This is a genomic window from Streptomyces sp. NPDC059255, from assembly GCF_042752355.1.
GTDB lineage: Bacteria > Actinomycetota > Actinomycetes > Streptomycetales > Streptomycetaceae > Streptomyces.
This window is the reverse complement of the sequence record NZ_JBHYZP010000044.1, coordinates 1-25,931: the sequence shown is the minus strand read 5'-3', so window position 1 is coordinate 25,931 and position 25,931 is coordinate 1. Positions and strand designations below refer to the sequence as shown.

Sequence of the window (25,931 nt, the reverse complement as noted above, 5' to 3'; positions counted from 1 at the left end):
AGAACCTCCGGATAGGTCGACCTGTCCGCACCACGGGACGCGGAAGCGCCCGGCAAGCGGCGGAGAAGTCGATGCCAGTGACTGACATCAACCGTAGCAGCCGACGGCAGTCACTGCCATCACCCATGTCAGTGACTGGCGTCGAGTAGGATCAGGGCATGAGCCGATGGGAGCCCAACGCGCGCGGGCGAATCGAACAGGCCGCGCTGGAGCTCTACGGCGAGCGCGGATTCGAGCAGACCACCGTGGCCGAGATCGCCCGGCGGGCGGGGCTCACGGAGCGGACGTTCTTCCGCCACTACGCCGACAAGCGCGAGGTCCTGTTCGGGGGCTCGACGTCGCTGGAACGGCTCATCGTGGACACCCTCGCGGCGGTGCCCGCGGCGGTCGCGCCGATCGACGCGGTGGGCGTGGCGCTGGAGGCCACCGCCACCCTCTTCCAGGAACGCCGCGAGCACTCCCGCAGGCGCCAGGCGATCATCTCCGCCAACGCCGAACTCCTGGAGCGCGAGCTGATCAAGCTCGCGCGCCTGTCCGAGGGGGTCGCCGACACCCTCCGCGGCCGCGGCGTCCCCGACCCGGCCGCGGGCCTGACCGCCGAGGCGGGCATCGCCGTCTTCAAGGTCACGTTCGAACGCTGGCTGACCGACCCCGGCCCGGCGGACTTCCGGGAACTCGTCCGCGACTCGCTGGCCCAGCTGAAAGCGGTCACCGCGGGCGGCTGACAGCCGACACCGGCCGTGCCGGTTGTCCGCCGTGCCGCTCGTCCGCCGCAGCCGGATCTTCGTCGCGGTCAGTTCTCCGCCTCAGCCGGATCTCCGTCGCGGTCAGTTCTCCGCCGTGCCGGATCTCCGTCGCGGCCTGAGCTCCGCCCGGGCCGGATCTCCGGTTCCAGGCCCCGGGTTCTCCCTTTTCAGGCCCCGGGGGCGGCTCCCTCGACCCCGTCGGCGGCCAGTTCCCGTACCCCGGCCGGCAGGGTCCCGTCACGGGCCAGTCGGGCCAGGGCCGCCTGGCCGGACGGGAGTTCGGGGGTGAGCCGGAGCAGCCACACGGCCTGTTCGGCGGCGACGCCCCGGGTCGCGTACCGCTCCGCGAGCTCGACCGCCCAGGGGGTGAGCGCCGTGGTGTCGTCGACCATCAGGCCGCACCACCGCAGCACCTCCTCCGCGATCCAGGCGGAGATCCGGAGGGTCCAGCGCGCCGCGAAGTCCGTGGTGTCCAGGCCGGCCCGCGCGCACCGCGCCTCCGCCTCGGCCATACGCTCCCGGGTCACGTCGCGCGCGTACGGCATGAGGTCCCGCAGCACACTCCTGGCCTCGACCCAGTCGGGCAGTTCCTCCCCCTCGCCGAGGTCCTTCGCCCGGACCTCGGCGGGCGGCTCCGGCACCGCGAGGGGGCGCGCCGGGAGACACGCCTCCAGTACGGCACGGGCGAGGGCGAGGTTCTCGGCGCTCTCCGGGGTCTCCGGCGGCCAGCCGAAGCCGGTGTCCCAGGAGTACGGGAGGGCCCGCACCGCCTCGGGCAGCAGCGGCGCGGCGCCGCCCGAAGCGTCACCCGCGCCGTCGCCCACGCCGTCACTCCTCACACCGCTGTCCTCCGCGCCGTCGTCCTTGGTCACGAGACCCCCAGGTATTCCATCGCGCTCTTGGGATCCTTCATCTTGCCCGAGTCGCGCGCGGCCTGCTTCTCCGCCGGGCTCTTCGCGTTCCACACCGTGTCCAGGTCCTTGAGCTGCTTGGGGGTGAGGTCCTGGCCGGCGATCCGGGCCCCGAGGCCGTTGTCCGCGATGGTCTGCGCGGGGGTGCCTTCCGGGGTCTCGCCCGTCTTCTTGTCCTTCTGGAAGCCGTCGAAGATCTTGTCCCAGTCCTTCTGCGTCTGGATCTCGTACCGCGCCGCCCTGGGCGGGTTCGCCCCGTCCTGCTTCGCCCACTCGCCGAGCCTCTTCGCCTGGGCGGGCAGGGACGCCTGGGTGGTGGCGTTGGCGGTGTTCTTGACCTCCGCGACGTGGATGTTGCCGTCCTTGCCCCTGTAGACGACGTCCGCGTCGTCGATGCCCTTGAGGTCGGCGGTGGTGCCGTCCCCGAGGTCCACCGACTGGCGGCCCTTCTTCTCCCCGACGGCCGCGTACACCTTGGTGCCGGGCTCGGCCTCCAGATCGGCGGCGCGCTTGGCGGCGCGGACCTCGGCCATGGCCTCGGCCAGCTGGTGACGGTCGTTGGCCTTCAGGACGGTCGCGCCGAGGGAACCGCGGCTCTGGTTGTCGATGCCCTTGGTGTTCAGCATCTCGGAGAGGTCGTCCAGCGCCGCGGCCAGCTCGTCCTTGCCGAACTCGCCCCGCCGCAGGTCCGGGTTGTCCTTGGCCTTCGCGGTGAGCTTGTCGATCGCGCCCTCGTTGAGGTTGTAGCGGTCCTCCTTGGGCGTCTTCTGCTTGTCCTTCGCGTCCTTGATGGTCTGCTTCGCCCGGTCGGCCGCGTCGACGAGTTCCGCGCCGTCCGCCGCCCGGTCGGCGTCGTCCGCCTCCCGCTGCGCCTCCCGCGCGTCGTCCGCCTCCGCGCCCTCGCACCGCTTCGTGCCGCCCTCCGCGAGGACGATCAGCGGTACGGAGGCACGGGCCGAGGCGAGGACCCCGGTGCCGGAGCCGGCCACCCCGGCCGGACCTCCGCCGACGCCCGGACCGCCGTCGCCCGGACCGCCGTCGCCCGAGCCGCCGCCGTACGGGACGCGCAGCGCGCCGCCCAGCGCGATGCTGCAGCTCCCCTTCTCCTCGACCTGCTTCGCCGCGTCGTCCGCGTGCTGCTGCGCCTCGTCGGCCGCCTTGCGGGCACCCTTGGCGTCGCCGAGGCCCGCCGCCTTCCGCGCCTTGCCCGCGGCGTCCTTGGCTTTCTCGGCCCCCTTGGCGATGGCCTGGGCGATCTTGCCCAGCTTGCCGAGTTTGCTGGTCTTCCCGGCGACCTTCGCGACGTTGTAGCCGGGGATGAAGAGCGAACCGATGTTCCAGGCGACGTTGGTGACGGCCTGGGTCTTCTCGCCCCGGTTCCACGTCTCGCGCACGTCGTCCCCGATGAACATGTCGTCCAGGACCGTGCCGCCGGTCTTGAGCGTGGCGCCGGTCCAGTCGCCCAGCGCGCCGAGGTAGTCGCCGTCGCCCCATTTGCCGGAGGCGTCCTTGGAGTCGTCCGACCACTTGTCGCCGAGCGACTTGCCGTAGTCGAGGATGCCGTTGAACGTGTCGATCGGGTGAACGACCGTGTTGAACAGGTCGGTGACGTCACCCCAGACGCCGTCGACGAACAGTCCCTCGCCGACCTGCCCGAGCTTGTCCCAGGTGCATCCCCAGAAACCGGAGCAGTCGGCCTTCTTGTCGTCGCCGCCCCCCTCGCGCCGCTCCTCCTCGCCGGGCGCGAAGATGGGCTCGTACGGGTCGGTGGGGTCGCCCGCCTCGTCGTCGGAGCCGCCCGGGATGTCATCGCCCGGGGCGTCCGCCGTCCCCCCGGAGGTGTCCGCGCCTCCCGCGCCCTCCGTACCTCCGGTGCCTCCCGTGCCGCCCGTACCACCAGTGCCGCCGGTACCGCCAGTCCCTCCGGTGGCGCCGCCCGTCGTACCGCCCGTGGCACCGCCCGTCTGGCCGCCCGGGTCGCCCTGGCCGCCCTGGTCGCCGCCCGCCTCGATCGCGCTGTCCCCGCCGCCCTCCGAGGCGCAGGACAGGTCGAGGACCGAGCAGATACGGGCCTGGACACCGCCGCCGATCTGCGCTGCCCCCAGCACCAGACCCCCGATGACCGCCACGACGACCAGGACGAGACCGAGGTACTCCATCGCCGTCTGCCCGCGGTCCCGCCGCCACGTGATCATGTGGGCGAACGAGAACGGCGGGTCCACGAGCCGCTCGCGCTCCGACAGGTCGAACCACTCGCGGCTGCGCACCCGGCTCAGCAGCGTCAGGATCGCGATGGGCAGCACCAGTTGGGTGAGACCCGCGACCGAGCCGTCCCGGATGTTGGCCAGACCGCCGAGGATCAGCCACACCTGGACCGCGACCAGCCCCCACCAGACCCGGACCCCGCCGATCCCCGCCTGCCGCGCCAGCACCCAGCCGGCCACTCCGGGCGCGGCGGCCCAGGCCACCGCCCCGATCAGCGTCCCGTCCACCGCGCCGAGCAGCACGGCGGTCAGGAAGATCCCGAGACCGCCGAGCAGCGTCGCGCCGAACAGGACGTACACCAGCAGGCGCGCCAGCAGGAGCTGCCTGGGCATGGGCTGCGGAACCGATCGTGGAACGACACCAGAAAATGACATGACTGACCTCAAACTGCCCCGGTGAAAGGGCCGTTCATGGTGGCGCACATCGCCCCACCCCCCGTTCGGGCGAGCGTAACGGCCGCGACACAGGCGCGTCATGGGCCCCAGGGCCCAATCCAGGGCCCAACAGACCGGATCGGGTCAACCGGATCCGGACAGGACGAATATCGAAATTTTGCCAAACCGGGAAATACTCCGGTGTGTCGCGTTACCAACTCTTGGGGTTCTGCAAATCTCTTCCCGTACCCCCACCCACCCCGTCCCGGATTCCACCGAGGAATCCACTCCGGACAGAGGAGAGCCATGCTCTACGGCAACGCCCTGCGGGAAGCGGTTCAATCGCCCCGCACCACACCGCTCATCGGTATTTACGACATGTACTCGGCCTCGATCGCGGCCCAGCACTACAACGGATTCTTCGTCTCGGGATTCGGCTTCGCCGCCTCGCACTACGGACTCCCCGACATCGGATACATCGCGTGGCCCGACATGGTGGCCTTCGCCGAGCGGCTCCGGCTCGCCTTCCCCCGCCACCACATGCTGGTGGACATCGACGACGGTTACGTCGACCCCGAGGTCGCCTGCCACGTCGTGCAGCGGCTGGAGCGCGCCGGGGCCTCCGGGGTGATCCTGGAGGACCAGAAGCGGCCCCGCCGCTGCGGGCACGCGGACGGCAAGCTGATCCTGCCCCTGGAGGAGTACCTGGCCAAGCTGGATCTGGTGCTGCGCAGCCGGGAGGACCTGCTCGTGGTGGCCCGTACGGACGCCACGGAGGAGGCGGAGATCATCCGGCGGGCCGAGGCGCTCGCGGAGACCGACGCGGACGTCGTCCTCGTCGACGGGGTGCGCAGCGTCGAATGGATCCGGAAGATCCGTTCGGTCGTCGGCGACAAGCCCCTGCTCTTCAACCAGATCGCGGGCGGAAAGTCGCCGCGTCTCTCGCTCACCGAACTCTCGGAACTCGGCGTCGATGTCGCCATCTACAGCACGCCGTGCCTTTTCGCCGCGCACGGCGCGATCGACAGCGCGCTCATCGATCTGAAAATGGAGGACGGGCGGCTGCCGGACACCCGGGAAACCGGCGCCATCGGAGTGCAGGGCGCGACGGAACTGCTGGAGAAGAACATCAGCAGACATCACGACGTCCGGCATTCCGTGCCCGTTCCCGCCTCCGTCTGAGCGGGCCGCGGAACCTCGTGTCGTCGAATCCTTTCCGGGCCGGCACCGGCCGGCACCGGAACACCGCCGGCGGTTCCCGCCTGACCCGCGGCTCCGCCGTGGGCGTCGTCGCCATGGCGGGCGCGAGCATCCTGTGCGCGGGCGCCGGGGCGCAGGCCGATGACGACGACTCGTCGGAGTCCGGGCCCGTCGCCGGGCGGAACGTCGGGCTCGTCGTGATCGACAACTCCCACGCCGATTCCTGGCTGGAGGTCGACCGCACGCTCAACACGCTGATCAGCAGCAAGGGGACGGCGGGCAGCGACCACGACGGGGGCGGCGGCGCGATCGACGTACGGACCGGGGACACCTCCGGCACCGCACCCGCACCGGTCACAGCACCCGCGCCGGCGCCCGCACCCGGTGCAGGACAGGGACAGGCACAACCACCGGCCCCGGCAACCGAGTCCGGGACCGGGACCGCGTCCCCGTCCGCCCTGTCCGCGGATCCCTCCGACCAGGCCCGGCCGCCCGCACCGGCCGGGGCCCCGCCCCCCGCACCGGCCCCCGCGCGGGCCGCCAACTCCACGCCTTCGCTGCTCGGGTGGATCGCGCAGATCGGCCACCCCCCGTGGCAGGGCGACGACGGCGAAGGTGATTGACGTGAACCAGAAGTCCCGGCCGCCGTCCTGGCCGGGCCGGCTGAGGAAGGCGGTCGACCCCTACGTGGCCGCCCTCCTCGGTACGGTCGTGCTCGCCGCGCTGCTCCCCGCGACCGGGGGCGCCGCCGTGGCCGTCGGGGGCGCCGCCGACCTCGCCATCGGGCTGCTCTTCTTCCTCTACGGAGCGCGGCTCTCCACCCGGGAGGCGCTGGACGGCCTGCGCCGGTGGAAGCTCCATCTCGTCGTGGGCGCGAGCACGTTCGCGCTCTTCCCGCTGCTCGGTGTGGCCGCGGGCGGCCTCGTACCGTATCTGCTCACCGACCAGTTGCACGTCGGTCTGCTCTTCCTCTGCGTCGTCCCCTCCACCGTCCAGTCCTCGATCGCCCTCACCTCCACCGCCCGGGGCAATGTGCCGGCCGCCATCTGCGCCGGTACGTACTCCAGCCTCGCCGGGATGGTCGCCACGCCGCTGCTGTCCGCCTGGCTGATCGGCGCCACGGCGACCTTCTCGGCGGAGCGGCTGCTCGCCATCGCGGTCCAGCTGCTGCTGCCGTTCCTCGCCGGGCAGGTGCTGCGCCGCTGGATCGGCGGGTTCGTCGGGCGGCACAAAAGGGGACTCGCCCTGCTGGACCGGGGCTCGATCCTGCTCGTCGTGTACACGGCGTTCAGCCTGGGCGTGGCCGAGGGGATCTGGCAGCAGATCACTCCGGCGCGGCTGGCCGGCCTCCTCGGTGTGGTGGCGGGCCTGCTCGGGCTGGCGCTCACGGCGACGGCGTACGCCGCCCGGCGGCTCGGCTTCGACCGGGAGGACCGGATCACCATCGTCTTCTGCGGCTCGAACAAGAGCCTCGCGACGGGACTGCCCATGGCGGCGGTGCTGTTCGGGGCCTCGGCGGGCCCGGTGATCCTGCCGCTGATGCTCTACCACCAGCTCCAGTTGATGGTGTGCGCGGTCCTCGCGGCCCGCTGGGCCCGGCAGGCCCCGGAACCGGCGCAACCATCGAAACCGGTGAAGCCGTCCGCACCGGTGGAGCCGTCCGCACCGGCGGAATCCGCACACACCGCAGGGGCCGGTACGGTGTCCCGTCCGTCCGCGCGGAGTACGGCGGTCTGACCGGGCGCACAGTACAGAACGCGCCACAGTGCAGCCGGCTCCGGGCGGGTCTCGCCCGGAGCCGGTTGACGTTCCGTTCACATCCCCGCGCCCGGCCCGACGCGCGGGCACCGCACGGGTGTTGATCGGTGAAACGTCCGCTTAACGAACAGGCAATTTCGGGCAGCGAACGAATTCCGGCCAACTTCTTGACGCGCCCCTGACAGGAGTACGTCACTGCTGCCACTCTTCCCCCGTTCTCCGCACCACCGCGCTCCACCCAGCTCCGCGTGCACTGTCCGGGTGACCCACCGAGCCGCCCGGTCCCCCCTCGCAGAAGGAGTTCGCGTGAGACCCACGCACAGACCCCGTCGGCGCGCCACGGCCACCGGCGCACTGCTCGCCGCAGCAGCCCTTCTCACCGTCGGCGTCCAGGCCGGCACCGCCGTCGCGCAGCCGGACGGCGCGCCCGCCGCACCGGTCGCGGGCAAGGCCGATCCGGGTGCGCTGCCGCGCACGCTCTCCCCCGCCCAGCGCGCCGCGCTGCTGCGCGACGCCGACGCGACCAAGGCGGAGACCGCCGGGGAACTCGGCCTCGGCGCCCAGGAGAAGCTGGTCGTACGCGACGTCACCCAGGATGTCGACGGCACCACGCACACCCGGTACGAGCGCACCTACCAGGGGCTGCCGGTCCTCGGCGGCGACCTCGTCGTCGCCGAGACGAAGGCGGGCACCACGCAGTCCGTGAGCAAGGCGTCCAAGTCCACGCTCACGAACGTCAGCACCGAGGCCGACGTGGCGGCCCCGGTCGCGGAGAAGCAGGCGCTGAGCGCCGCCGTGGCGGAGGGTTCGAAGAAGACCGAGGCCGAGCGCGCGCCGCGCAAGGTCGTCTGGATGGCGCAGGGTTCCCCCACCCTCGCCTACGAGACGGTCGTCGGCGGCCTCCAGCACGACGGCACCCCGAACGAGCTGCACGTCGTCACCGACGCGGCCACCGGCAAGAAGCTGTACCAGTGGCAGGCCGTCAAGAACGGCGTGGGCAACACCCAGTACAGCGGCCAGGTCACCCTCGGCTCCACCGCGTCGGGCTCGACGTACAACCTCACCGACGGGGGCCGCGGCAACCACCGTACGTACAACCTGAACCGCGGTACGTCGGGCACCGGGACGCTCTTCTCCAACTCCACCGACACGTGGGGCAACGGCCTGCCCGCCAACCTGGAGACGGCGGGCGCCGACGCCGCGTACGGCGCGGCCGAGACGTGGGACTACTTCAAGAACGTGCACGGCCGCACCGGCATCCGCGGTGACGGTGTCGGCGCGTACTCCCGCGTCCACTACAGCAGCGGCTACGTCAACGCCTTCTGGCAGGACTCCTGCTTCTGCATGACGTACGGGGACGGCTCGGGCAACACCCGGCCGCTGACCTCCATCGACGTGGCCGCCCACGAGATGTCCCACGGGGTCACGGCCAACACGGCCGGCCTGATCTACAGCGGCGAGTCCGGCGGTCTCAACGAGGCCACCTCCGACATCTTCGCCGCGGCCGTCGAGTTCTACGCGGACAACCCGAACGACCCGGGCGACTACCTCGTCGGCGAGAAGATCAACATCAACGGCAACGGCACGCCGCTCCGTTACATGGACCAGCCGAGCAAGGACGGCGCCTCCAAGGACTACTGGTACTCCGGCATCGGCGGCGTCGACGTCCACTACTCCTCGGGCCCGGCGAACCACTTCTTCTACCTGCTCTCCGAGGGCAGCGGCGCCAAGACGGTCAACGGGGTCTCGTACAACTCCCCGACCTCCGACGGGCTGCCGGTGACCGGCATCGGCCGGGAGAAGGCCGAGCAGATCTGGTTCAAGGCGCTCGCCACGAAGTTCACCTCCACGACGAACTACGCGGCGGCCCGCACCGGCACGCTCGCGGTCGCCGGTGAGCTGTACGGCACCACCAGCGCCGAGTACACGGCCGTGCAGAACGCGTGGGCCGGCATCGCGGTCGGCCCCCGTCCGGGCGGCGGCGGCACGGGCCAGGCGTTCGAGTCCACGACGTCGATCGCCATCCCGGACAACGGCGCGGCGATCACCTCGCCGCTCGTCGTCTCGGGCGTCACGGGCAACGCCCCGTCCACCCTCCAGGTCGACGTGAACATCACGCACACCTGGCGCGGTGACCTGGTCGTCGACCTGGTGGGGCCGAGCGGTACCTCGTACCGGCTGAAGGCCTCCAGCAGCGGTGACTCGGCGGACGACGTGATCGAGACGTACTACGTCAACGCCTCGTCCGAGGTGGCGAACGGCACCTGGACGCTGAAGGTCCAGGATGTCGCGTCCCAGGACACGGGCCGGCTCAACAGCTTCAAGCTCACCTTCTGAAAGTTCATCCTTCGACAGCTCACCGTCTGAGCCGTCGTTCCACGGAAGCCGCCCGGGGTGCCTCTGCGCCCCGGGCGGTTTCATGCCGCCGGGTCGGCGGCGCGGACGAGCTGGCGCAGCGCGCCGTAGAAGACCTCGTGGTCCACGACCGCGGACAGGATCTCCGGGAGATGTCCGGTGAGCACCGGGAACTCCTCGGGGTCCAGCGCCGCCAGTGCCGTACGGGTCGCCGCCACACTCCCCCGGGGGTCGCGGTGGTCGACGAAGGTGGCGCTGCCGAGGGTGAGCAGGTACATCCGGCGGTACGCGGCGATCGCCTCGCCCGGTGTCATCCCGGCGGCGACGCTGTCGGCGAGCTGCGGCTCCACCAGCCTGCCCAGCAGCCGGGGGCCGAGCCACGGTCGGCTGCCACGCAGCGCGAGCAGCCCGGGGTGCGCGGTCAGCGTCGCGTACAGCGCCTGGAAGCGGGTCTCGGTCGCCTCGGCCCAGCCGGTGTCCGGCGGGATGTCGGGGAGGTCCCCGGCGAGATGGTCCGCACAGAGGTCGAGCAGCCCGGCGAGGTCGGCGCAGCGGCGCTGGACGGTGGCGTGGGCGACGCCGAGGCGGGCGGCGAGGGTGCGGAAGCTCAGCGCGCCGGGGCCGTCCGTGTCGATCATCGCCAGCGCGGTGGCGGCGATGCGCTCCGGGGTGGCGGCGTCGAGGGAAGCGGATTGCCTGGGCATGGGAGCCAGCGTACGGTACACCGTATCGGACCATCCACCGGTCCCCTCGGCCCCCCGTTCCGGGAGCCCCGGTGGCCATCGGACCCTCGCGCCCCACCGGCAGGAGCCAGCACATGCCCGGAATCACCTACGACGACGTCAAGCAGGCGGCGGACCGCGTCGCCGGGCACGTCCGCCCCGTGGCCCTGGCCCCGGCGGACCCGGTGTCCGAAGGCGGTGCGGAGATCTGGCTGGCGCTGGAGTACCTCCAGTACACCGGCAGCTTCAAGGCCCGCGGCGCGCAGAACTTCCTCCGCGCCCACCGCGCCTCCGGCACCCTGCCGGCCGCGGGCGTGACCATCGCCTCGGGCGGCAACGCCGGGCTCGCCTGCGCGTGGGCGGCGCGGCAGCAGGGCGTACGGGCGACGGTCTTCCTGCCGGAGTCGGCCCCGCCGGTGAAGGTCGGCCGGCTCCGGTCGTACGGCGCCGACGTGCGGCTGACCGGGGCCACGTACGGCGAGGCGCTCGCGGCGTGCGAGGAGTTCGCCGCCACGAGCGGCGCGCTCGCCTCGCACGCGTACGACCATCCGCTGATCGCGGCCGGCGCGGGCACCCTGATGGAGGAGATCCACGCCCGGCTTCCCGAGCTGGACACGGTGGTGGTGTCCGTGGGCGGCGGCGGGCTGTTCACCGGCGTCGCCACCGCCGCGCTGCACCACGGCGTACGGGTCGTGGCGGTCGAGCCCGAGAACTGCCGGGCGCTGAACGCGGCGCTGGAGGCGGGCCGCGTGGTGGACGTGCCGGTCGACTCGGTCGCCGCCGACTCCCTGGGCGCGTCCCGTGCCTCGGCGATGGCCCTGTCCACCGCCGGGCGGGACGGGGTGCGTTCGGTGCTCGTCCCGGACACCGCGATCACGGCGGCCCGGCAGTCCCTGTGGGACGGCCACCGGATCGCGGTGGAGCACGCGGCGTCGACGGCGCTGGCCGCGCTCACCCACGCCCCGGAGGAGGGAGGGTACGGCTACCGGCCCGGCCCCGGGGAGCGGGTGTGCGTGGTGCTGTGCGGCGCCAACACGGACCCCGGCTCGCTCTCCTGAACCGGACTTCCGCACCGGCGTCCTGAACCGGCGTCCCGGCCCGGTGTCCCAGGGACGTGGCGGCGCGCGGCTCAGCGCATCAGCACCCCCGCGCCCTCCCCGGTCGCCTCCGTCGGCAGGGCCACCAGCCCGAGGTCCGCGCTGGTGGCCAGCAGCGGGTGCGCGGGCAGGACGCGGACGGTGTAGCCGTAGGGGCCGGTACGGTCCAGGGCGAGCGGGCCCTCGTACACCCAGCGGCCCTCCAGGTCGGGGCCGCCCGCCGGTTTGAGCGGGAAGGGCCGCGCGTCCACGAGCGCGTCGTCCGTGCCGACCCGGCCCGCGACGGCCTGCACCTCGACGTCGTCCGGGCGCAGTTCGCCGAGGCCGACACACACCCGGAGGGTGAGCGTGGAGCCCAGCTCGGCACTGCCCCCGGCGCCGGTGGCCGCCACCGCCTCCACGTGGTCGACGGAGACGTACGGCCAGAGCGTGCGCGTCCGGTACTTCCAGGCGGCCAGCTCCGCCGCCGTACCGCCGTCGAGCGCGCGATGGGCGCGGGCGGCCGGGGCGTAGAGCCGCTCCACGTACTCCCGCACCATGCGTCCCGCGAGCACCTTCGGCCCCAGGGTGACCAGGGTGCGGCGGACCATCTCGATCCAGCGGCCCGGCAGTCCGCCGGCACCGCTGTCGCCCCGGTCGTAGAAGCGTGGCGCGACACGGTCCTCGATGAGTTCGTAGAGGGCGTTCGCCTCCAGGTCGTCCCGGCGGTTCTCGTCGGCGCTCGCGGTGTCGGCGGTGGGGATCGCCCAGCCGAAGTCGGGCTCGAACCATTCGTCCCACCAGCCGTCCAGCACCGACAGGTTGAGGCAGCCGTTGAGCGCGGCCTTCATCCCGCTGGTGCCGCACGCCTCCAGCGGGCGCAGCGGGTTGTTGAGCCACACGTCGCAGCCGGGGTAGAGCTTCTGCGCCATGCCCATGCCGTAGTCGGGCAGGAAGACGATGCGGTGCCGTACGCGCGGGTCGTCGGAGAACCGCACCAGTTCGCGCACCAGCCGCTTCCCGCCGTCGTCCGCCGGATGCGCCTTCCCGGCGACGACGATCTGGACCGGCCGCTCGGGGTGGAGCAGCAACTCCGTGAGGCGGTCCCGGTCGCGCAGCATGAGCGTGAGGCGTTTGTACGAGGGGACGCGGCGGGCGAAGCCGATGGTCAGGACGTCCGGGTCGAGGACGCCGTCGATCCAGCCCAGTTCGGCGTCCTCGGCGCCGCGCAGCCGCCAGGAGGCGCGGAGCCGTTCGCGTACCTCGGCGACGAGCCGGGCGCGCAGCGCGCGGCGTACGTCCCAGAGGTCGGCGTCCGAGGTCCCGGCGAAGTCGGGGAGATCCGCGGGGGCGGGGTGGTCCGCCGCCCCGGGGAGATCCGCGGGGGCGGGGTGGTCGGCGCCGTCCCGCCGGGTGCCGAGGCGGGTCACCTCGGGGGCGGTCCAGGTCGGTGCGTGCACCCCGTTGGTCACGGAGGTGATGGGCACCTCCGCCGGGTCGAAGCCCGGCCAGAGCCCGGCGAACATCTCCCGGCTGACGGCGCCGTGCAGGGTGGAGACGCCGTTGGCGCGCTGGGCGAGCCGCAGCCCCATGACCGCCATGTTGAAGAGGTGCGGCTCGCCGCCGGGGTAGCTCTCCATGCCGAGGCCGAGGACCCGTTCCACGGGTACGCCGGGCAGTTCGCCGTCGTCGCCGAAGTGGCGGGCGATCAGGTCGCGGTCGAAGCGGTCGATGCCGGCCGGGACGGGGGTGTGCGTGGTGAAGACCGTGCCGGCGCGGACCGCCTCCAGCGCGGCCTCGAACCCCATGCCCGTACCGGATCCGGGGGCTCCCGTGCCGGACAGGGCCTCGGCGGGGGTGCTGACGAGTTCGCGGATGCGTTCCAGGCCGAGGAAGCCGGCGTGCCCCTCGTTGGTGTGGAACACCTCGGGCGCGGGGTGGCCGGTGAGCCGGCAGTACGTACGGAGCGCGCGGACGCCGCCGATGCCGAGCAGCATCTCCTGGAGGAGGCGGTGCTCGCTGCCGCCGCCGTAGAGCCGGTCGGTGACCTCGCGTTCGCCGGGGCCGTTCTCCTCGACGTCCGAGTCGAGCAGCAGCAGCGGGACGCGGCCGACCTGGGCCTGCCAGACGCAGGCGCGCAGGGTGCGGTGGCCCGGCAGGGCGAGGGCGACCCGCGCGGCGGTGCCGTCCGCCTCGCGCAGCAGGGTCAGCGGCAGCTCGTTGGGGTCGAGGACCGGGTACTGCTCCTGCTGCCAGCCGTCCCGCGAGAGCGACTGGCGGAAGTAGCCGTGCCGGTAGAGCAGTCCGACGCCGATGAGCGGTACGCCGAGATCGCTGGCGGCCTTGAGGTGGTCGCCGGCGAGGATGCCGAGGCCGCCCGAGTACTGCGGCAGCGCGGCCGTGACCCCAAACTCCGGCGAGAAGTAGCCAATGGCGGCGGGCAGTTCCGCGGCCCCGCCCGCGCTCCCGCGTACGCCCCCTTCCCCACCGGTCTCCCCCACGTCGACGGCACGCTCCTGGTACCAGCGGGGACCGCGCAGATAGGTGTCGAGATCGGCGGCGGCGGCGGTGAGCCGGTCGAGGAAAGCACGGTCGGCCGCCAGCTCCGCGAGGCGGGCGGCGGAGACGCCGCCCAGCATCCGTACGGGGTCGGCGCCCGCCGCGCGCCACCCGGCGGGGTCGACGGACTCGAAGAGTTCACGGGTCTCGGTCTGCCATGACCAGCGCAGATTGCGGGCGAGGTCGCTGAGGGGTTGGAGCGGTTCTGGCAGGACGGGGCGGACGGTGAACCGACGGATTGCCTTCACGTGTTCCACCTTCGCAACCGGGGGGTCGGACAGCCGGACGGCAGAAGAGCCGCAGCGGACACACCGCAGGGTGCGTCCGCCTCTCCTCGAAGGTAGCCCTACCCCGCCGCGCGGGACCACGGCGCACACGTGGCCGCGAATGCACTCCATTCGCTCCCTCCCCCGTGGTTTCCCCGGTTGTCCCGTCGGTGATATCCGGGACGTGGTGGGGACATCGGCGCCGGGACACCGGAGCGGTCCGGCGCCGCGACACGCGGCACCGTCCTTATCGGCCGAAACCCACCCCCTCACGGCATGCATGACCCGATCCGGCCGGAGTAGGAGGAGTTAACACACCGCTGGATTACCGCCCCGAAACGAGTGGGAAGGCTCCAGCGGTACCTACCGCACACGAGCGCGTCTCGTCCCGATTTCCAGCGCTATTCGAGTGAACGCGGACAGGAGCGGCCATGCTCGCAGCCTCGCAGTCGCCCACAGAGCAGCTACAAAGAGCATTAAAACCACACAAAGCTCGCACACCTTGTCTCGTCACGGCACTGCAGCCGCTCCACTCGCGATACCCGCTTCACCCGCCCTGCCTGTCAAGCCCGCACAGCCCTCAGGTGATCCAGTGAAACCGCTGATCGGACGCATTCCCGTCCTGGACGTACGCCCGCTCGTCGACTGTGGAAGACGCCCCGCGAAGGCGGTGGTCGGTGAATCCTTCCAGGTCACCGCGACCGTCTTCCGCGAAGGCCATGACGCCGTCGCCGCCAATGTCGTTCTCGTGGACCCGGGCGGACGCCCCGGCCCGTGGACCCCGATGTGTGAACTCGCCCCGGGCACCGACCGGTGGGGCGCGGAGGTCACCCCCACCGGGGAAGGCCGGTGGACGTATACGGTCGAGGCGTGGAGCGACCCCGTCGCGACCTGGCGCCATGCCGCCGGCATCAAGATCCCGGCCGGTGCCACCGACATTCCCCTCGTCCTCGCGGAGGGCGCCGAGCTGTACGAGCGCGCCGCCGCCGGGGTGCCCAAGCGCGACGGCCGGGAGGCGGTGCTCGCCGCCGCCGACACCCTGCGGGACACCGCGCTGCCCGCCGCCGCCCGGCTGGCCGCCGCGCTCGCCCCCGAGGCCACCGCGGCCCTCGACCGCCATCCGCTGCGCGAACTGGTCAGCGCCGCACGCCCGGTGCCGCTGCTCGTCGAGCGCCGGCGCGCGCTGTACGGATCGTGGTACGAGCTGTTCCCGCGCTCCGAGGGCGCGGTCGTCCGGCAGGGCGAGCCGCCGGTGAGCGGCACCTTCCGGACGGCGGCCGAGCGGCTGCCCGCCGTGGCCGCGATGGGGTTCGACGTCGTCTACCTGCCGCCGATCCACCCCATCGGCACCACGTTCCGCAAGGGCCCCAACAACAGCCTCACGCCCGGCCCCGAGGATGTCGGGGTGCCGTGGGCGATCGGCTCGGCCGAGGGCGGCCACGACGAGATCCACCCGGCCCTGGGGACGATCGAGGACTTCGACCACTTCGTGGAGACGGCCCGCACCCTGCGGATGGAGATCGCGCTCGACTTCGCGCTCCAGTGCTCGCCGGACCACCCGTGGGTCGAGAAGCACCCGGAGTGGTTCCACCACCGCGCGGACGGCTCCGTCGCGTACGCGGAGAACCCGCCGAAGAAGTACCAGGACATCTATCCGATCGCCTTCGACAGCGATCTGCGCGGACTGGTCCGGGAGACCACCCGTGTCCTGCGGTACTGGATGGCGCACGGCGTCCGCATCTTCCGCGTCGACAATCCGCACACGAAGCCGGTGCTCTTCTGGGAGAAGGTCATCGCGAACATCAACCGCACGGACCCGGACGTCATCTTCCTGGCGGAGGCGTTCACCCGGCCCGCCATGATGCGGACGCTCGGCGCGGTCGGCTTCCAGCAGTCGTACACGTACTTCACGTGGCGTAACAGCAAGCAGGAGCTGACGGAGTACCTGACGGAGCTGTCGGGTGAGTCGGCCTGGTCCATGCGGCCCAACTTCTTCGTCAACACACCGGACATCCTGCACGCCTACCTCCAGGACGGCGGCCGCCCCGCCTTCGAGGCGCGGGCGGTGCTCGCGGCGACGATGGCGCCCGCCTGGGGGGTGTACGCGGGGTACGAACTCTGCGAGAACACACCGCTCAAGCCGGGCGGCGAGGAGTACCTCGACTCGGAGAAGTACCAGCTCAGGCCCCGTGACTGGGAGGCGGCCGAGCGCGAGGGCCGGACGATCGCACCGCTGATCACCTCACTCAACCGGATCAGACGGCGCCACCCCGCCCTCCAGCAGCTCCGCGACATCCACTTCCACCACGCCGACAACGACGCGGTCATCGCGTACAGCAAGAGGTCGGGCACGGACATCGTTCTGGTGGTCGTCAACCTCGACCCCCACCACACCCAGGAGGCGACGGTCTCGTTGGACAGGGCACGGCTCGGCCTCGCATCGATGGAGGGTCACGAGACCGTGCCGGTGCGCGACGAGCTCACCGGCGAGACCTATCACTGGGGCAGCTCCTTCTATGTGCGCCTGGAGCCGGGCGTCACGCCCGCGCACATCGTGGTGCTGCGACCGTCCCCGCCGATCGGAGGGTCACCCACATCATGATCGTCAATGAGCCCGTCCACGACACGTTCGAGGACACCCCGGCCAAGGACCGCGATCCCGACTGGTTCAAGCGCGCCGTCTTCTACGAGGTCCTGGTGCGTTCGTTCCAGGACAGCAACGGCGACGGCATCGGTGATCTCAAGGGCATCACCGCCAAGCTGGACTATCTGCAATGGCTCGGGGTCGACTGCCTCTGGCTGCCGCCGTTCTTCAAGTCGCCGCTGCGCGACGGCGGCTACGACGTCTCGGACTACACGGCGGTCCTCCCCGAGTTCGGCGACCTCGCCGACTTCGTGGAGTTCGTCGACGCCGCGCACCAGCGCGGCATGCGCGTGATCATCGACTTCGTCATGAACCACACGAGCGATCAGCACGACTGGTTCCAGGAGTCCCGCAAGGACCCCGAGGGTCCGTACGGCGACTACTACGTCTGGGCCGACGACGACAAGGCGTTCCAGGACGCGCGGATCATCTTCGTCGACACGGAGACGTCGAACTGGACCTTCGACCCGGTACGCAAGCAGTACTACTGGCACCGCTTCTTCTCCCACCAGCCCGATCTCAACTACGAGAACCCGAAGGTGCAGGAGGAGATCGTCTCCGCGCTGCGCTTCTGGCTGGACCTGGGCATCGACGGCTTCCGGCTCGACGCCGTGCCGTACCTGTACCAGGAGGAGAACACCAACTGCGAGAACCTGCCGGCCACCCACGAGTTCCTGAAGCGGGTACGGGCGGAGATCGACGCGAACTACCCCGACACCGTGATCCTCGCCGAGGCCAACCAGTGGCCGGAGGACGTCGTCGACTACTTCGGCGACTACGCGAAGGGGGGCGACGAATGCCACATGGCGTTCCACTTCCCCGTGATGCCGCGGATCTTCATGGCCGTACGGCGCGAGTCCCGCTACCCGGTCTCGGAAATCCTGGCGAAGACCCCGGCGATCCCGAGCAGCTGCCAGTGGGGCATCTTCCTGCGCAACCATGACGAGCTGACCCTCGAAATGGTCACGGACGAAGAGCGCGACTACATGTACGCGGAGTACGCCAAGGATCCGCGGATGCGCGCCAACATCGGCATCCGGCGCCGGCTCGCCCCGCTGCTGGACAACGACCGCAACCAGATCGAGCTGTTCACGGCGCTGCTGCTGTCGCTGCCCGGCTCCCCGATCCTCTATTACGGGGACGAGATCGGGATGGGCGACAACATCTGGCTGGGCGACCGGGACGCCGTACGGACGCCGATGCAGTGGACCCCGGACCGGAACGCGGGCTTCTCGTCCAGCGACCCCGGGCGGCTCTATCTGCCGACGATCATGGACCCGGTCTACGGCTATCAGGTCACCAACGTGGAGGCGGCGATGGCGTCGCCGTCCTCGCTGCTGCACTGGACCCGGCGGATGATCGAGATCCGGAAGCAGAATCCGGCCTTCGGGCTCGGCTCGTACACGGAGCTGCCGTCGTCGAACCCGGCGGTGCTGGCCTTCCTGCGCGAGGCGCCCTCCCAGGAGGGCGAGGGCGACGACCTGGTGCTGTGCGTCCACAACTTCTCGCGTTTCGCACAGCCGACGGAGCTGGACCTGAAGACGTTCAGCGGCCGGCACCCGGTGGAGCTGATCGGCGGGGTGCGGTTCCCCGCGATCGGCGAATGGCCGTATCTGCTGACCCTGGCGGGTCACGGCTTCTACTGGTTCAGGCTGCGGAAGGACGTCGCCGCCGCGCCGCCGGCGTGAGCCGCGTATCCCTCCTGGGTGTGAGGCGCAGGGCATCCCGGGCGTGCGCCGCGCACTCCCCCGTGCCCGGAGGGCCCTTGTGACACGGTGTTAACGCGTGTCGTGGTGCGGGGCGGTTTCCACCGCCCCGCACGGGGCACTCTCCTCCACATCCAGTTCGATCGATTCGATCAAATTCGTATCGAGTTCGTACGGAATCGATCCGTACGGATCATCCTCACCCGACACGTCCCGCACAGCCGGACAGCCATTGCCGCAATCCGGGACACTCTGCGCATCCTGTGGTGTGCCCGGGGAAAGGACGCGATGCCATGTCGAAGGCGGCATCCGCCCGGATTACTCCGGGTCTCGCTGACCGAAGCCACCCTCCGCAGGACCCCGTCACCTCCCCGGCGCAGGACGCCCGCCCCGACCACGGCGTCCCCCGACTCAGGAGTGCCCTGTCCCCGCCGTCCGGGGCCCAGGCATCCACTCCCGCTCTCTCCGACGCCGAGGCACGCACCCTGGTCGGCTCGCTCGCGCCGCTCCTCCGGGAATGGCTGCCCCGCCAGCGCTGGTTCGCGGGCAAGGGCCGGCCGGTCACCGGCTTCGTCCCGGTCGCCGTCACGGAGCTGCGGGCGCTGGGCGCCGGCGGTCCCGGGCTGCTCCATCTGCTCGTACGGGTGGAGCAGCACGGCGCCGCGAGCCCGGCCCCGGCGGCCGGCCGGTACCAGGACTGCTACCAGCTCCTCCTCGGCGTGCGGCACTCGCTGCCCGCCTCCCTCGCCGCCGCCGCGATCGGCCAGGTGGAGCAGGGGCCGCTGGCCGGCCGCACCGTCTACGAGGGCCTCCACGACCCGCGCGTCGCCGACCTGCTGCTGGAGCGGCTGCGCGCCCCGGGCGCGCGCGGGCCGCTGCGGTTCTGCCGCGCGGCGCCCGTCCCGGCGGGGCTCACGGGCCGGCTGCTCGACGCCGAACAGTCCAACTCGTCGCTGGTGTACGGGACCGGGGCGGACAGGAGCGGGGCGGACGGGACCGCCGTGGACGGTGGCCCGGCCGGCGGCTCGGACGCGTACATCCTGAAGATCCTGCGCCGGGTCTTCCCCGGCCCCCATCCGGATCTGGAACTGCCGCTCGCCCTGGACGCCGAGGGGTGCGAGCGGGTGCCCGCGCCGGTCGGCTGGATCGAGGCGGCCGACCCGTCGGGCGGCGGCCGGCCGGGCGGCGGCGAGACCCTGACGCTCGGCGTGCTCCAGCCGTATCTGCGCGACTCCCTGGACGGCTGGCGCCTGGCGCTGGCGGCGCTCGCCGAGGACCGGGAGTTCACCGCGGAGGCGCGGGCGCTGGGCCGGGCCACCGCCGAGGTGCACACCGCGCTCGCCGCGGCGCTGCCGACGGTGACGCTGGGCCGCCGGCAGACCGCGCACCTCGCCGAGGGGATGACCGAACGGCTGGAGGCGGCGGCGCGCGCGGTGCCCGCACTGCTGCCGTACGTCCCCGGGCTGCGCACCGCGTTCGACGCGCTCGCCGGGCCGGCCGGGGCGGGGCGCGGCCGGCCCGCGCAACGGGTGCACGGCGACCTCCATCTCGGCCAGGCCCTGCGGACCCCGGACGGCCGCTGGTCGGTCATCGACTTCGAGGGCGAACCCGCCAGGCCGCTCGCCGAACGGCGCCGGCCGCAGCCGCCGGTCCGCGATGTCGCGGGCATGCTCAGGTCCTTCGACTACGCGGCGCGCCAGCACGAGCCGTGGCGCCCCGACTGGGCGGCGCGCTGCCGCGCGGCGTACTGCGAGGGGTACGCCGCCGCTTCGGGCACCGATCCGCGCGCGGAGCCCGAGCTGCTGCGCGCGTACGAGACGGACAAGGCGGTGTACGAGGTCCTGTACGAGGCGCGGCACCGCCCCGACTGGCTCCCGGTCCCGATGGCGGCGATCCGCCGGCTCGCCGCGGGCACCTGACCCGCGCCGCCCGCCCGTCGCGGTCCTCGCTCCTCCCCCGTTCCTCTCCTCCCTGTTTCCCCCTCTGTTCGACAACGAAGCCCCTTCGAGGAGGCAGCCCCCGTGACCGCCCGCACGCCGTCCGACCGTTCGTCGGACCGGACTCCCAAGCCCGCGTCGAAGTCCACATCGAAGTCCGCGTCGAAGCCGAAGCCGAAGCCGAAGACCACACCGAAGACGAAACCGAAGGCCGCGTCACCGGCCGTCGCCGTCCCGATCCCGGCCCCCGCGACGGCACCCGCACCCGCCGCGGCTCCCGCGACGGCCGCGCCCCGGGTGCGGGTCGCGCCGCCGCTGGACGCGGGCGACCGGGACCGGCTGCTCAGCGGGACCCACCACGATCCGCACGGGCTGCTGGGGGCGCACCCCGTGCCGGACGGGGTGGCGATCCGGGTGCTGCGGCCGTACGCGCGCGCCGTCACCGTATGCGCCACGGATCTGCGGGCGGAGCTGAGAGACGACGGGGACGGCTTCTTCTCCGGCGTCCTGCCGCTGCGCACGGTGCCCGCGTACACGCTGCTCGTCCGGTACGGCGAGAGCGCCGACGCCGACGGCGGCGGTGACTCCGCGGCCGAGCCGGACGAGCTGGAGGTGGGGGACCCGTACCGCTTCCTGCCCGCGCTCGGGGATCTCGATCTGCACCTGATCCGCGAGGGCCGCCACGAGGAGCTGTGGAAGGCGCTCGGCGCCCGGACGATGACCCACCAGGGGGTGACCGGGACCCGGTTCACCCTCTGGGCGCCGAACGCGCGCGGGGTGCGGATCGCCGGTGACTTCAACTACTGGGACGGTACGAGTCTGCCCATGCGCTCGCTCGGCTCCTCGGGGGTGTGGGAGCTGTTCGTGCCGGGGATCGGCGAGGGCGCGCTCTACAAGTTCGACATCGCCCGCCCCGACGGCTCGCACACCCTGCGCGCCGACCCGATGGCCCGGCGTACGGAGGTGCCGCCCGCGACGGCCTCGATCGTCACGGAGTCCCACCATGTGTGGCGGGACGCCGCGTGGCTGGCGCGGCGCGGTGAACGTCCGGTGCACGAGGCGCCGTTCTCCGTCTACGAGGTGCATCTCGCCTCCTGGCGACCTGGCCTGACGTATCGTCAGCTCGCGGCTCAACTCCCCGCGTACGTCAAGGACCTGGGCTTCACGCACGTCGAGCTGATGCCGGTGGCCGAGCATCCCTTCGGGGGTTCGTGGGGGTATCAGGTCACCGGGTTCTACGCGCCGACGTCCCGCATGGGGACGCCCGACGACTTCCGGTACCTGGTGGACGCCCTGCACCGGGCGGGCATCGGGGTGCTCGTCGACTGGGTGCCCGCCCACTTCCCGAAGGACGAGTGGGCGCTGGCGTGCTTCGACGGCCGGCCGCTGTACGAGCACGCGGATCCGCAGCGGGCCGAGCACCCGGACTGGGGGACGCTGGAGTTCGACTACGGGCGCACGGAGGTCCGTAACTTCCTGGTCGCCAACGCCGTCTACTGGTGCGAGGAGTTCCACATCGACGGGCTGCGCGTGGACGCGGTCGCCTCGATGCTCTACCTCGACTACTCGCGCGAGGAGGGCCAGTGGTCCCCCAACGAGCACGGCGGGCGGGAGAACCTGGACGCGGTGGCGTTCCTTCAGGAGATGAACGCGACGGTCTACCGCCGCTGTCCCGGCGTCGTGACGATCGCCGAGGAGTCCACCGCCTGGAACGGTGTCACCCGCGCCACCCACCAGGTGGGCCCCGACGGGCTCGGCGGGCTGGGCTTCGGGCTGAAGTGGAACATGGGGTGGATGCACGACTCGCTGGACTACGTCTCGAAGGAGCCGGTGCACCGCAAGTACCACCACGGGGAGATGACCTTCTCCATGGTGTACGCGTACAGCGAGAACTACGTCCTGCCGATCTCGCACGACGAGGTCGTGCACGGCAAGGGCGCGCTGGTCGCGAAGATGCCCGGCGACTGGTGGCAGCAGCGTGCGAACGAGCGGGCGTACCTCGGCTTCATGTGGGCCCATCCGGGCAAGCAACTCCTGTTCATGGGACAGGAGTTCGCGCAGGGCGCGGAGTGGTCGGAGGGCCACGGCCCGGACTGGTGGCTGCTGGACCCGTCGTACGAGGCCGAGCCCGACCACCGGGGCGTGCGCGACCTGGTCCGGGAACTCAACACGGTGTACGGCGCGACGCCGGCGCTCTGGCAGCGGGACACCGTGCCGGAGGGGTTCGCCTGGGTGGACGGCGACGCGGGCGAGGACAACGTCTTCGCCTTCCTGCGCTTCGACGCCCAGGGCTCGCCGCTGCTGGCGGTCTCGCACTTCTCGCCGGTGGTGCGCCACCAGTACCGGCTGGGGGTGCCCGAGGAGTTCACGGCCTGGACGGAGGTCCTCAACACCGACGAGGCGCGGTACGGCGGCGGCGACATCCGCAACCCGGAGCCGCTGAAGCCGGAGTCGGTGGCCGCGCACGGCAGGCCGACGAGCATCCAGCTCACGCTGCCGCCGCTGGCCACCGTCTGGCTGCGGCCGGTGTGACACCCCGGCCCCGTGTGATGACCTGACCTACCTCATCTGACGTACCATCAGTTGTGCCTGGCCCCGCCGGATCCGCTCGCCGGCGGGGCTTCGGTGCGCCCGGGGACACCGCCGCGTTCCGGCGGCCCGGTCGATCGGGGCGATCGGGGTGATCGGGGTGATCTCCGCCCGTGGCCCGCCCGCGCCCCGCCGCGCCTTCGCCCGGGAAAATCTTGCGGGCGACCTCTTCCCTGCTTCGCGGGCCCGTGGCACTCTCCCCCAGGGATGCACATCTGAACGCCATTCATATACATGAAAGCTGCCCCGAAAGGCGCATGCATGGTGATCAGCCGAAGAAGTCTGCTCCAGGCCACCACAGCCACCGCGACCTCGGTCGCCCTCACCGGTATGGCGCACGGCGAACGCGCTCCGGACACCGCCCCCGGACACCGCCCCGGCGCCTCCCTCTGGGACGAGTTCCGGGCCTCACCCCGTACACATCCTCAGATCCCGTTCATCGGCCGGGCCGGCTTCGCCGGCGGCTCCACCGCCTTCCCGCGCCGCCCGGTCCGCGCCGACGTGGTGCGGTACGGGGCCCGTCCCGACGGTTCCGCCGACGCCGCGCCCGCGATCAACCGGGCCATCGCCGAGACCGGCGAGCGCGGCGGCGGCACGGTCCGGCTCCCGCCCGGCCGGTACCGGATCGACGACATCATCCGCATCGGCCACAGCAACGTCACCCTGCGCGGCGCGGGCAGCGGTGCCACCACGCTGTACGCCACCCGCTCACTCACCGACATCATCGGCCCCTACGGCAGCCGGTACGGCGGCGACAAGTCCTCCTGGTCCTGGGCCGGCGGGCTGGTGTGGGTCTGCCCCCGCGACCGGCTCCGGGCGCTGACCGGGGCGATCAGGGCCCGGGAGTGGCCGTTCGAGGGATGGACGGGCAACCGGCGCGACCAGTGGCGCACCCTCGCCCGCGTCACCTCGCCCGCCCGCCGGGGCGACCTCACCGTCACCGTGGACGCCCCGGCCGCGCTGCGCCCCGGCGACCGCGTGCTGCTCCAGCTCTCGGACGACGCCGGGCACGGCCTGCTCGCCCACATGTGCGGCGACGTCGAGGGCACCGCCGCGTACGACTGGTCCGACAAGACCAAGCTGCTGAGCTACGCCCCGTACGAGTGGCCGGTGCGGATCACCGCCGTGCGGGGCCGCCGGGTCACCCTCGACCGGCCGCTGCCGCTGGACGCGCGCCCGGAGTGGGCCCCGCGGTTCACCACCCTGGTCGCGCCCGTCACCGGGTCCGGGGTCGAGGGCCTCACCATCGAGATGCGGGAGACGACGCAGTCCCCGCATCTCCTCGACACCGGGTACAACGGCCTGGCCATGCAGTGCGCCTGGGACTGCTGGGCCGACGACGTCCATGTCGTCAACGCCGACAACGGCTTCCTCTTCGTCGCGGCCAAGGCCGTCACCCTGCGCCGGACCCGCGTCTCCGGGCGGGGCAGCCACCACCCGTACGCGTGCCGCGAGGGCTCCCACGACAACCTGGTCGAGGACTTCTCCGTCGAGCGGCCCGCCGTTCCACCGCCCGCCGGGACGCAGGTGCACGGCATCAACGTCGAGGGCCTGTCGAGTTACAACGTCTGGTCGCGCGGCCGCATGACCACCGGCACCTTCGACACCCACCGGGGCCTGCCGTTCGCCAACGTACGCACCGAGATCACCCTGCACAACGACGGGAAGCACGGCGGCGACGCCAACGCCGGTCCCCTGTACGGCGCGCGCTTCACGCACTGGAACGTGACCGTCACCAACGGCCGGGCGGGGTGCGTACGGATCGACGACGTGGCCCCGTACAGCGCCACCGTGGGGATCTCCGAGGTCACCCCGTTCGGCCAGATCGACAAGCCCGACTTCCAGGGGCCCCTGCACGCGCGCCTCGACGCCTACGGGACCCCCGCCGTCACCCCGCGCAACCTGCACACCGCCCAGCGCCGCCTCAGCCACGGCCTGCCGACGAGACGACAAGGTGAATCGCGATGACACACTCCCCACGCCCCGTTCCGGGTCACCGGTCCTTGGCCCCGTCACGGCGCACGCTGCTGGGCGCGGCAATCGGCGGCGCCGTCGCCGCCGGGCTGCCGCAGCTCGCCGGTCCGGCCGCCGCGGCCTCCTGGCAGCAGCGCTGGGCGCCCTCGGCGCGTACCGACAAGCTGGCCGCCTTCGAGTCGATCGAGGACGACCGCGCGGACTCCCACACCTCCGCCTCTCCGCACATCTTCGCCGAGGGTGACAACTACCGCTTCAACATGCACATGGTCGACCGGGACACCTCCACCGACCGGCAGCGCCACGAGGTCACCGGGATGCGCAGCCCGGCCGGCGGCTCGTACCTCCAGTGGAAGCAGGGCGAGAGCTGGCGGGTGACGTACTCGATGTACATCCCGAGCACCCTGCGGGCGACCACCACCTTCACCCACATCATGCAGATGAAGCAGCCCGGCACCGGGTCCGCGCCGATCGTCGTGCAGTCGCTGCGGCGGGTCGACGGCGCGCAGACCATCGAGCTGAAGATCTTCGAGCAGGACATCCTCGTCGGCCGCACCGCCCTCACGCCCCTGCACGACTCATGGGTCGACGTGGACTTCCAGCTCAAGATCGGCAACGGTACGAGCGGCACCGTGCGGTGGATCCTCCGCAAGGGCGGCAGCACAGTGATCGACGCGCAGAAGACCGGCGTCGACACCTTCCTCGCCGACCGGGTCCGGCCCAAGTGGGGCATCTACCGCTCGCTCGGCGACACGTCGGACTCGCTGCGGGACTGCCACATGCTGCTGACGAACATGCGCGGCTATCAGCTGGTGTGAGAACGGCGGCGGCCGCCCCGGGGGTCCGGGG

The 25,931-nt window shown here is 72.0% G+C and carries 16 protein-coding genes; 12 read left to right on the top strand and 4 right to left on the bottom strand.

Translation table 11 applies throughout. The features are described 5' to 3' along the window. The first annotated feature begins 158 nt into the window (after positions 1-158). Positions 159-725: a TetR family transcriptional regulator gene (locus tag ACFXKG_RS35515; protein ID WP_384847856.1), complete on the top strand. Its 567-nt coding sequence runs from the start codon at positions 159-161 to the stop codon at positions 723-725. A gap of 188 nt (positions 726-913) precedes the next feature. Here ACFXKG_RS35515 and ACFXKG_RS35510 read toward each other — a convergent pair whose 3' ends face one another. Both ACFXKG_RS35510 and ACFXKG_RS35505 read right to left on the bottom strand, forming a co-directional pair. Next, positions 914-1,618: a hypothetical protein gene (locus ACFXKG_RS35510; RefSeq protein ID WP_384847853.1), complete on the bottom strand. Its 705-nt coding sequence runs from the start codon at positions 1,616-1,618 to the stop codon at positions 914-916. Further along, on the bottom strand, positions 1,615-4,254 hold the full coding sequence (locus ACFXKG_RS35505) for a hypothetical protein (RefSeq protein ID WP_384847850.1): 2,640 nt from the start codon (positions 4,252-4,254) through the stop codon (positions 1,615-1,617). The genes ACFXKG_RS35510 and ACFXKG_RS35505 overlap by 4 nt, the downstream gene beginning before the upstream one ends. Before the next feature lie 348 nt (positions 4,255-4,602). Between ACFXKG_RS35505 and ACFXKG_RS35500 the strand changes: the two genes are divergently transcribed. From ACFXKG_RS35500 to ACFXKG_RS35485, 4 genes are all read left to right on the top strand, one after another. Next, positions 4,603-5,478, top strand: coding sequence for an oxaloacetate decarboxylase (locus ACFXKG_RS35500; RefSeq protein WP_384847847.1), 876 nt, complete (start codon positions 4,603-4,605; stop codon positions 5,476-5,478). A 17-nt stretch (positions 5,479-5,495) separates the two neighbouring features. Then, entirely contained in the window at positions 5,496-6,119 is a 624-nt protein-coding gene (locus tag ACFXKG_RS35495; RefSeq protein ID WP_384847844.1) for a hypothetical protein, read from the top strand. Next, a complete protein-coding gene (locus tag ACFXKG_RS35490; RefSeq protein ID WP_384847841.1) occupies positions 6,112-7,233 on the top strand; it encodes a bile acid:sodium symporter family protein in 1,122 nt (373 codons plus the stop codon). The genes ACFXKG_RS35495 and ACFXKG_RS35490 overlap by 8 nt, the downstream gene beginning before the upstream one ends. 327 nt (positions 7,234-7,560) lie before the next feature. Then, positions 7,561-9,591 (top strand): M4 family metallopeptidase, encoded by a 2,031-nt coding sequence (locus ACFXKG_RS35485; RefSeq protein ID WP_384847838.1) that lies wholly within the window; start codon positions 7,561-7,563, stop codon positions 9,589-9,591. Between the two features lie 80 nt (positions 9,592-9,671). On the opposite strand, the gene ACFXKG_RS35480 is transcribed toward ACFXKG_RS35485, so the two are convergent. Next, positions 9,672-10,313 (bottom strand): TetR/AcrR family transcriptional regulator, encoded by a 642-nt coding sequence (locus ACFXKG_RS35480; protein WP_384847835.1) that lies wholly within the window; start codon positions 10,311-10,313, stop codon positions 9,672-9,674. 113 nt (positions 10,314-10,426) lie between these two features. On the opposite strand from ACFXKG_RS35480, the gene ACFXKG_RS35475 reads away from it, so the two are divergent. Continuing rightward, the gene (locus ACFXKG_RS35475; RefSeq protein WP_384847832.1) at positions 10,427-11,389 is read left to right on the top strand and encodes a serine/threonine dehydratase; all 963 of its coding nucleotides are present in this window, start codon (positions 10,427-10,429) and stop codon (positions 11,387-11,389) included. Between the two features lie 71 nt (positions 11,390-11,460). Here the strand turns inward: ACFXKG_RS35475 and glgP are convergent, their stop codons facing one another. After that, positions 11,461-14,214 (bottom strand): alpha-glucan family phosphorylase, encoded by a 2,754-nt coding sequence (glgP, locus tag ACFXKG_RS35470; protein ID WP_384847829.1) that lies wholly within the window; start codon positions 14,212-14,214, stop codon positions 11,461-11,463. A 619-nt stretch (positions 14,215-14,833) separates the two neighbouring features. Here glgP and ACFXKG_RS35465 point away from each other — a divergent pair. The 6 genes from ACFXKG_RS35465 to ACFXKG_RS35440 all read left to right on the top strand — a co-directional run bounded on the left by ACFXKG_RS35465 (position 14,834) and on the right by ACFXKG_RS35440 (position 25,900). Continuing rightward, on the top strand, positions 14,834-16,834 hold the full coding sequence (locus ACFXKG_RS35465; RefSeq protein ID WP_384847992.1) for an alpha-1,4-glucan--maltose-1-phosphate maltosyltransferase: 2,001 nt from the start codon (positions 14,834-14,836) through the stop codon (positions 16,832-16,834). Continuing rightward, positions 16,831-18,564, top strand: coding sequence for a maltose alpha-D-glucosyltransferase (treS, locus tag ACFXKG_RS35460; RefSeq protein WP_384847826.1), 1,734 nt, complete (start codon positions 16,831-16,833; stop codon positions 18,562-18,564). Before ACFXKG_RS35465 ends, treS begins: the two co-directional genes overlap by 4 nt. A gap of 311 nt (positions 18,565-18,875) precedes the next feature. After that, positions 18,876-20,501: a phosphotransferase gene (locus ACFXKG_RS35455; RefSeq protein WP_384847823.1), complete on the top strand. Its 1,626-nt coding sequence runs from the start codon at positions 18,876-18,878 to the stop codon at positions 20,499-20,501. 255 nt (positions 20,502-20,756) lie between these two features. Continuing rightward, a complete protein-coding gene (glgB, locus tag ACFXKG_RS35450) occupies positions 20,757-23,051 on the top strand; it encodes a 1,4-alpha-glucan branching enzyme (protein WP_384847989.1) in 2,295 nt (764 codons plus the stop codon). Between the two features lie 318 nt (positions 23,052-23,369). After that, on the top strand, positions 23,370-25,076 hold the full coding sequence (locus tag ACFXKG_RS35445; protein ID WP_384847820.1) for a glycosyl hydrolase family 28-related protein: 1,707 nt from the start codon (positions 23,370-23,372) through the stop codon (positions 25,074-25,076). A 35-nt stretch (positions 25,077-25,111) separates the two neighbouring features. After that, positions 25,112-25,900, top strand: a complete 789-nt coding sequence (locus ACFXKG_RS35440) for a Tat pathway signal sequence domain protein (RefSeq protein ID WP_384847986.1) — start codon at positions 25,112-25,114, stop codon at positions 25,898-25,900. Positions 25,901-25,931: the final 31 nt, after the last annotated feature.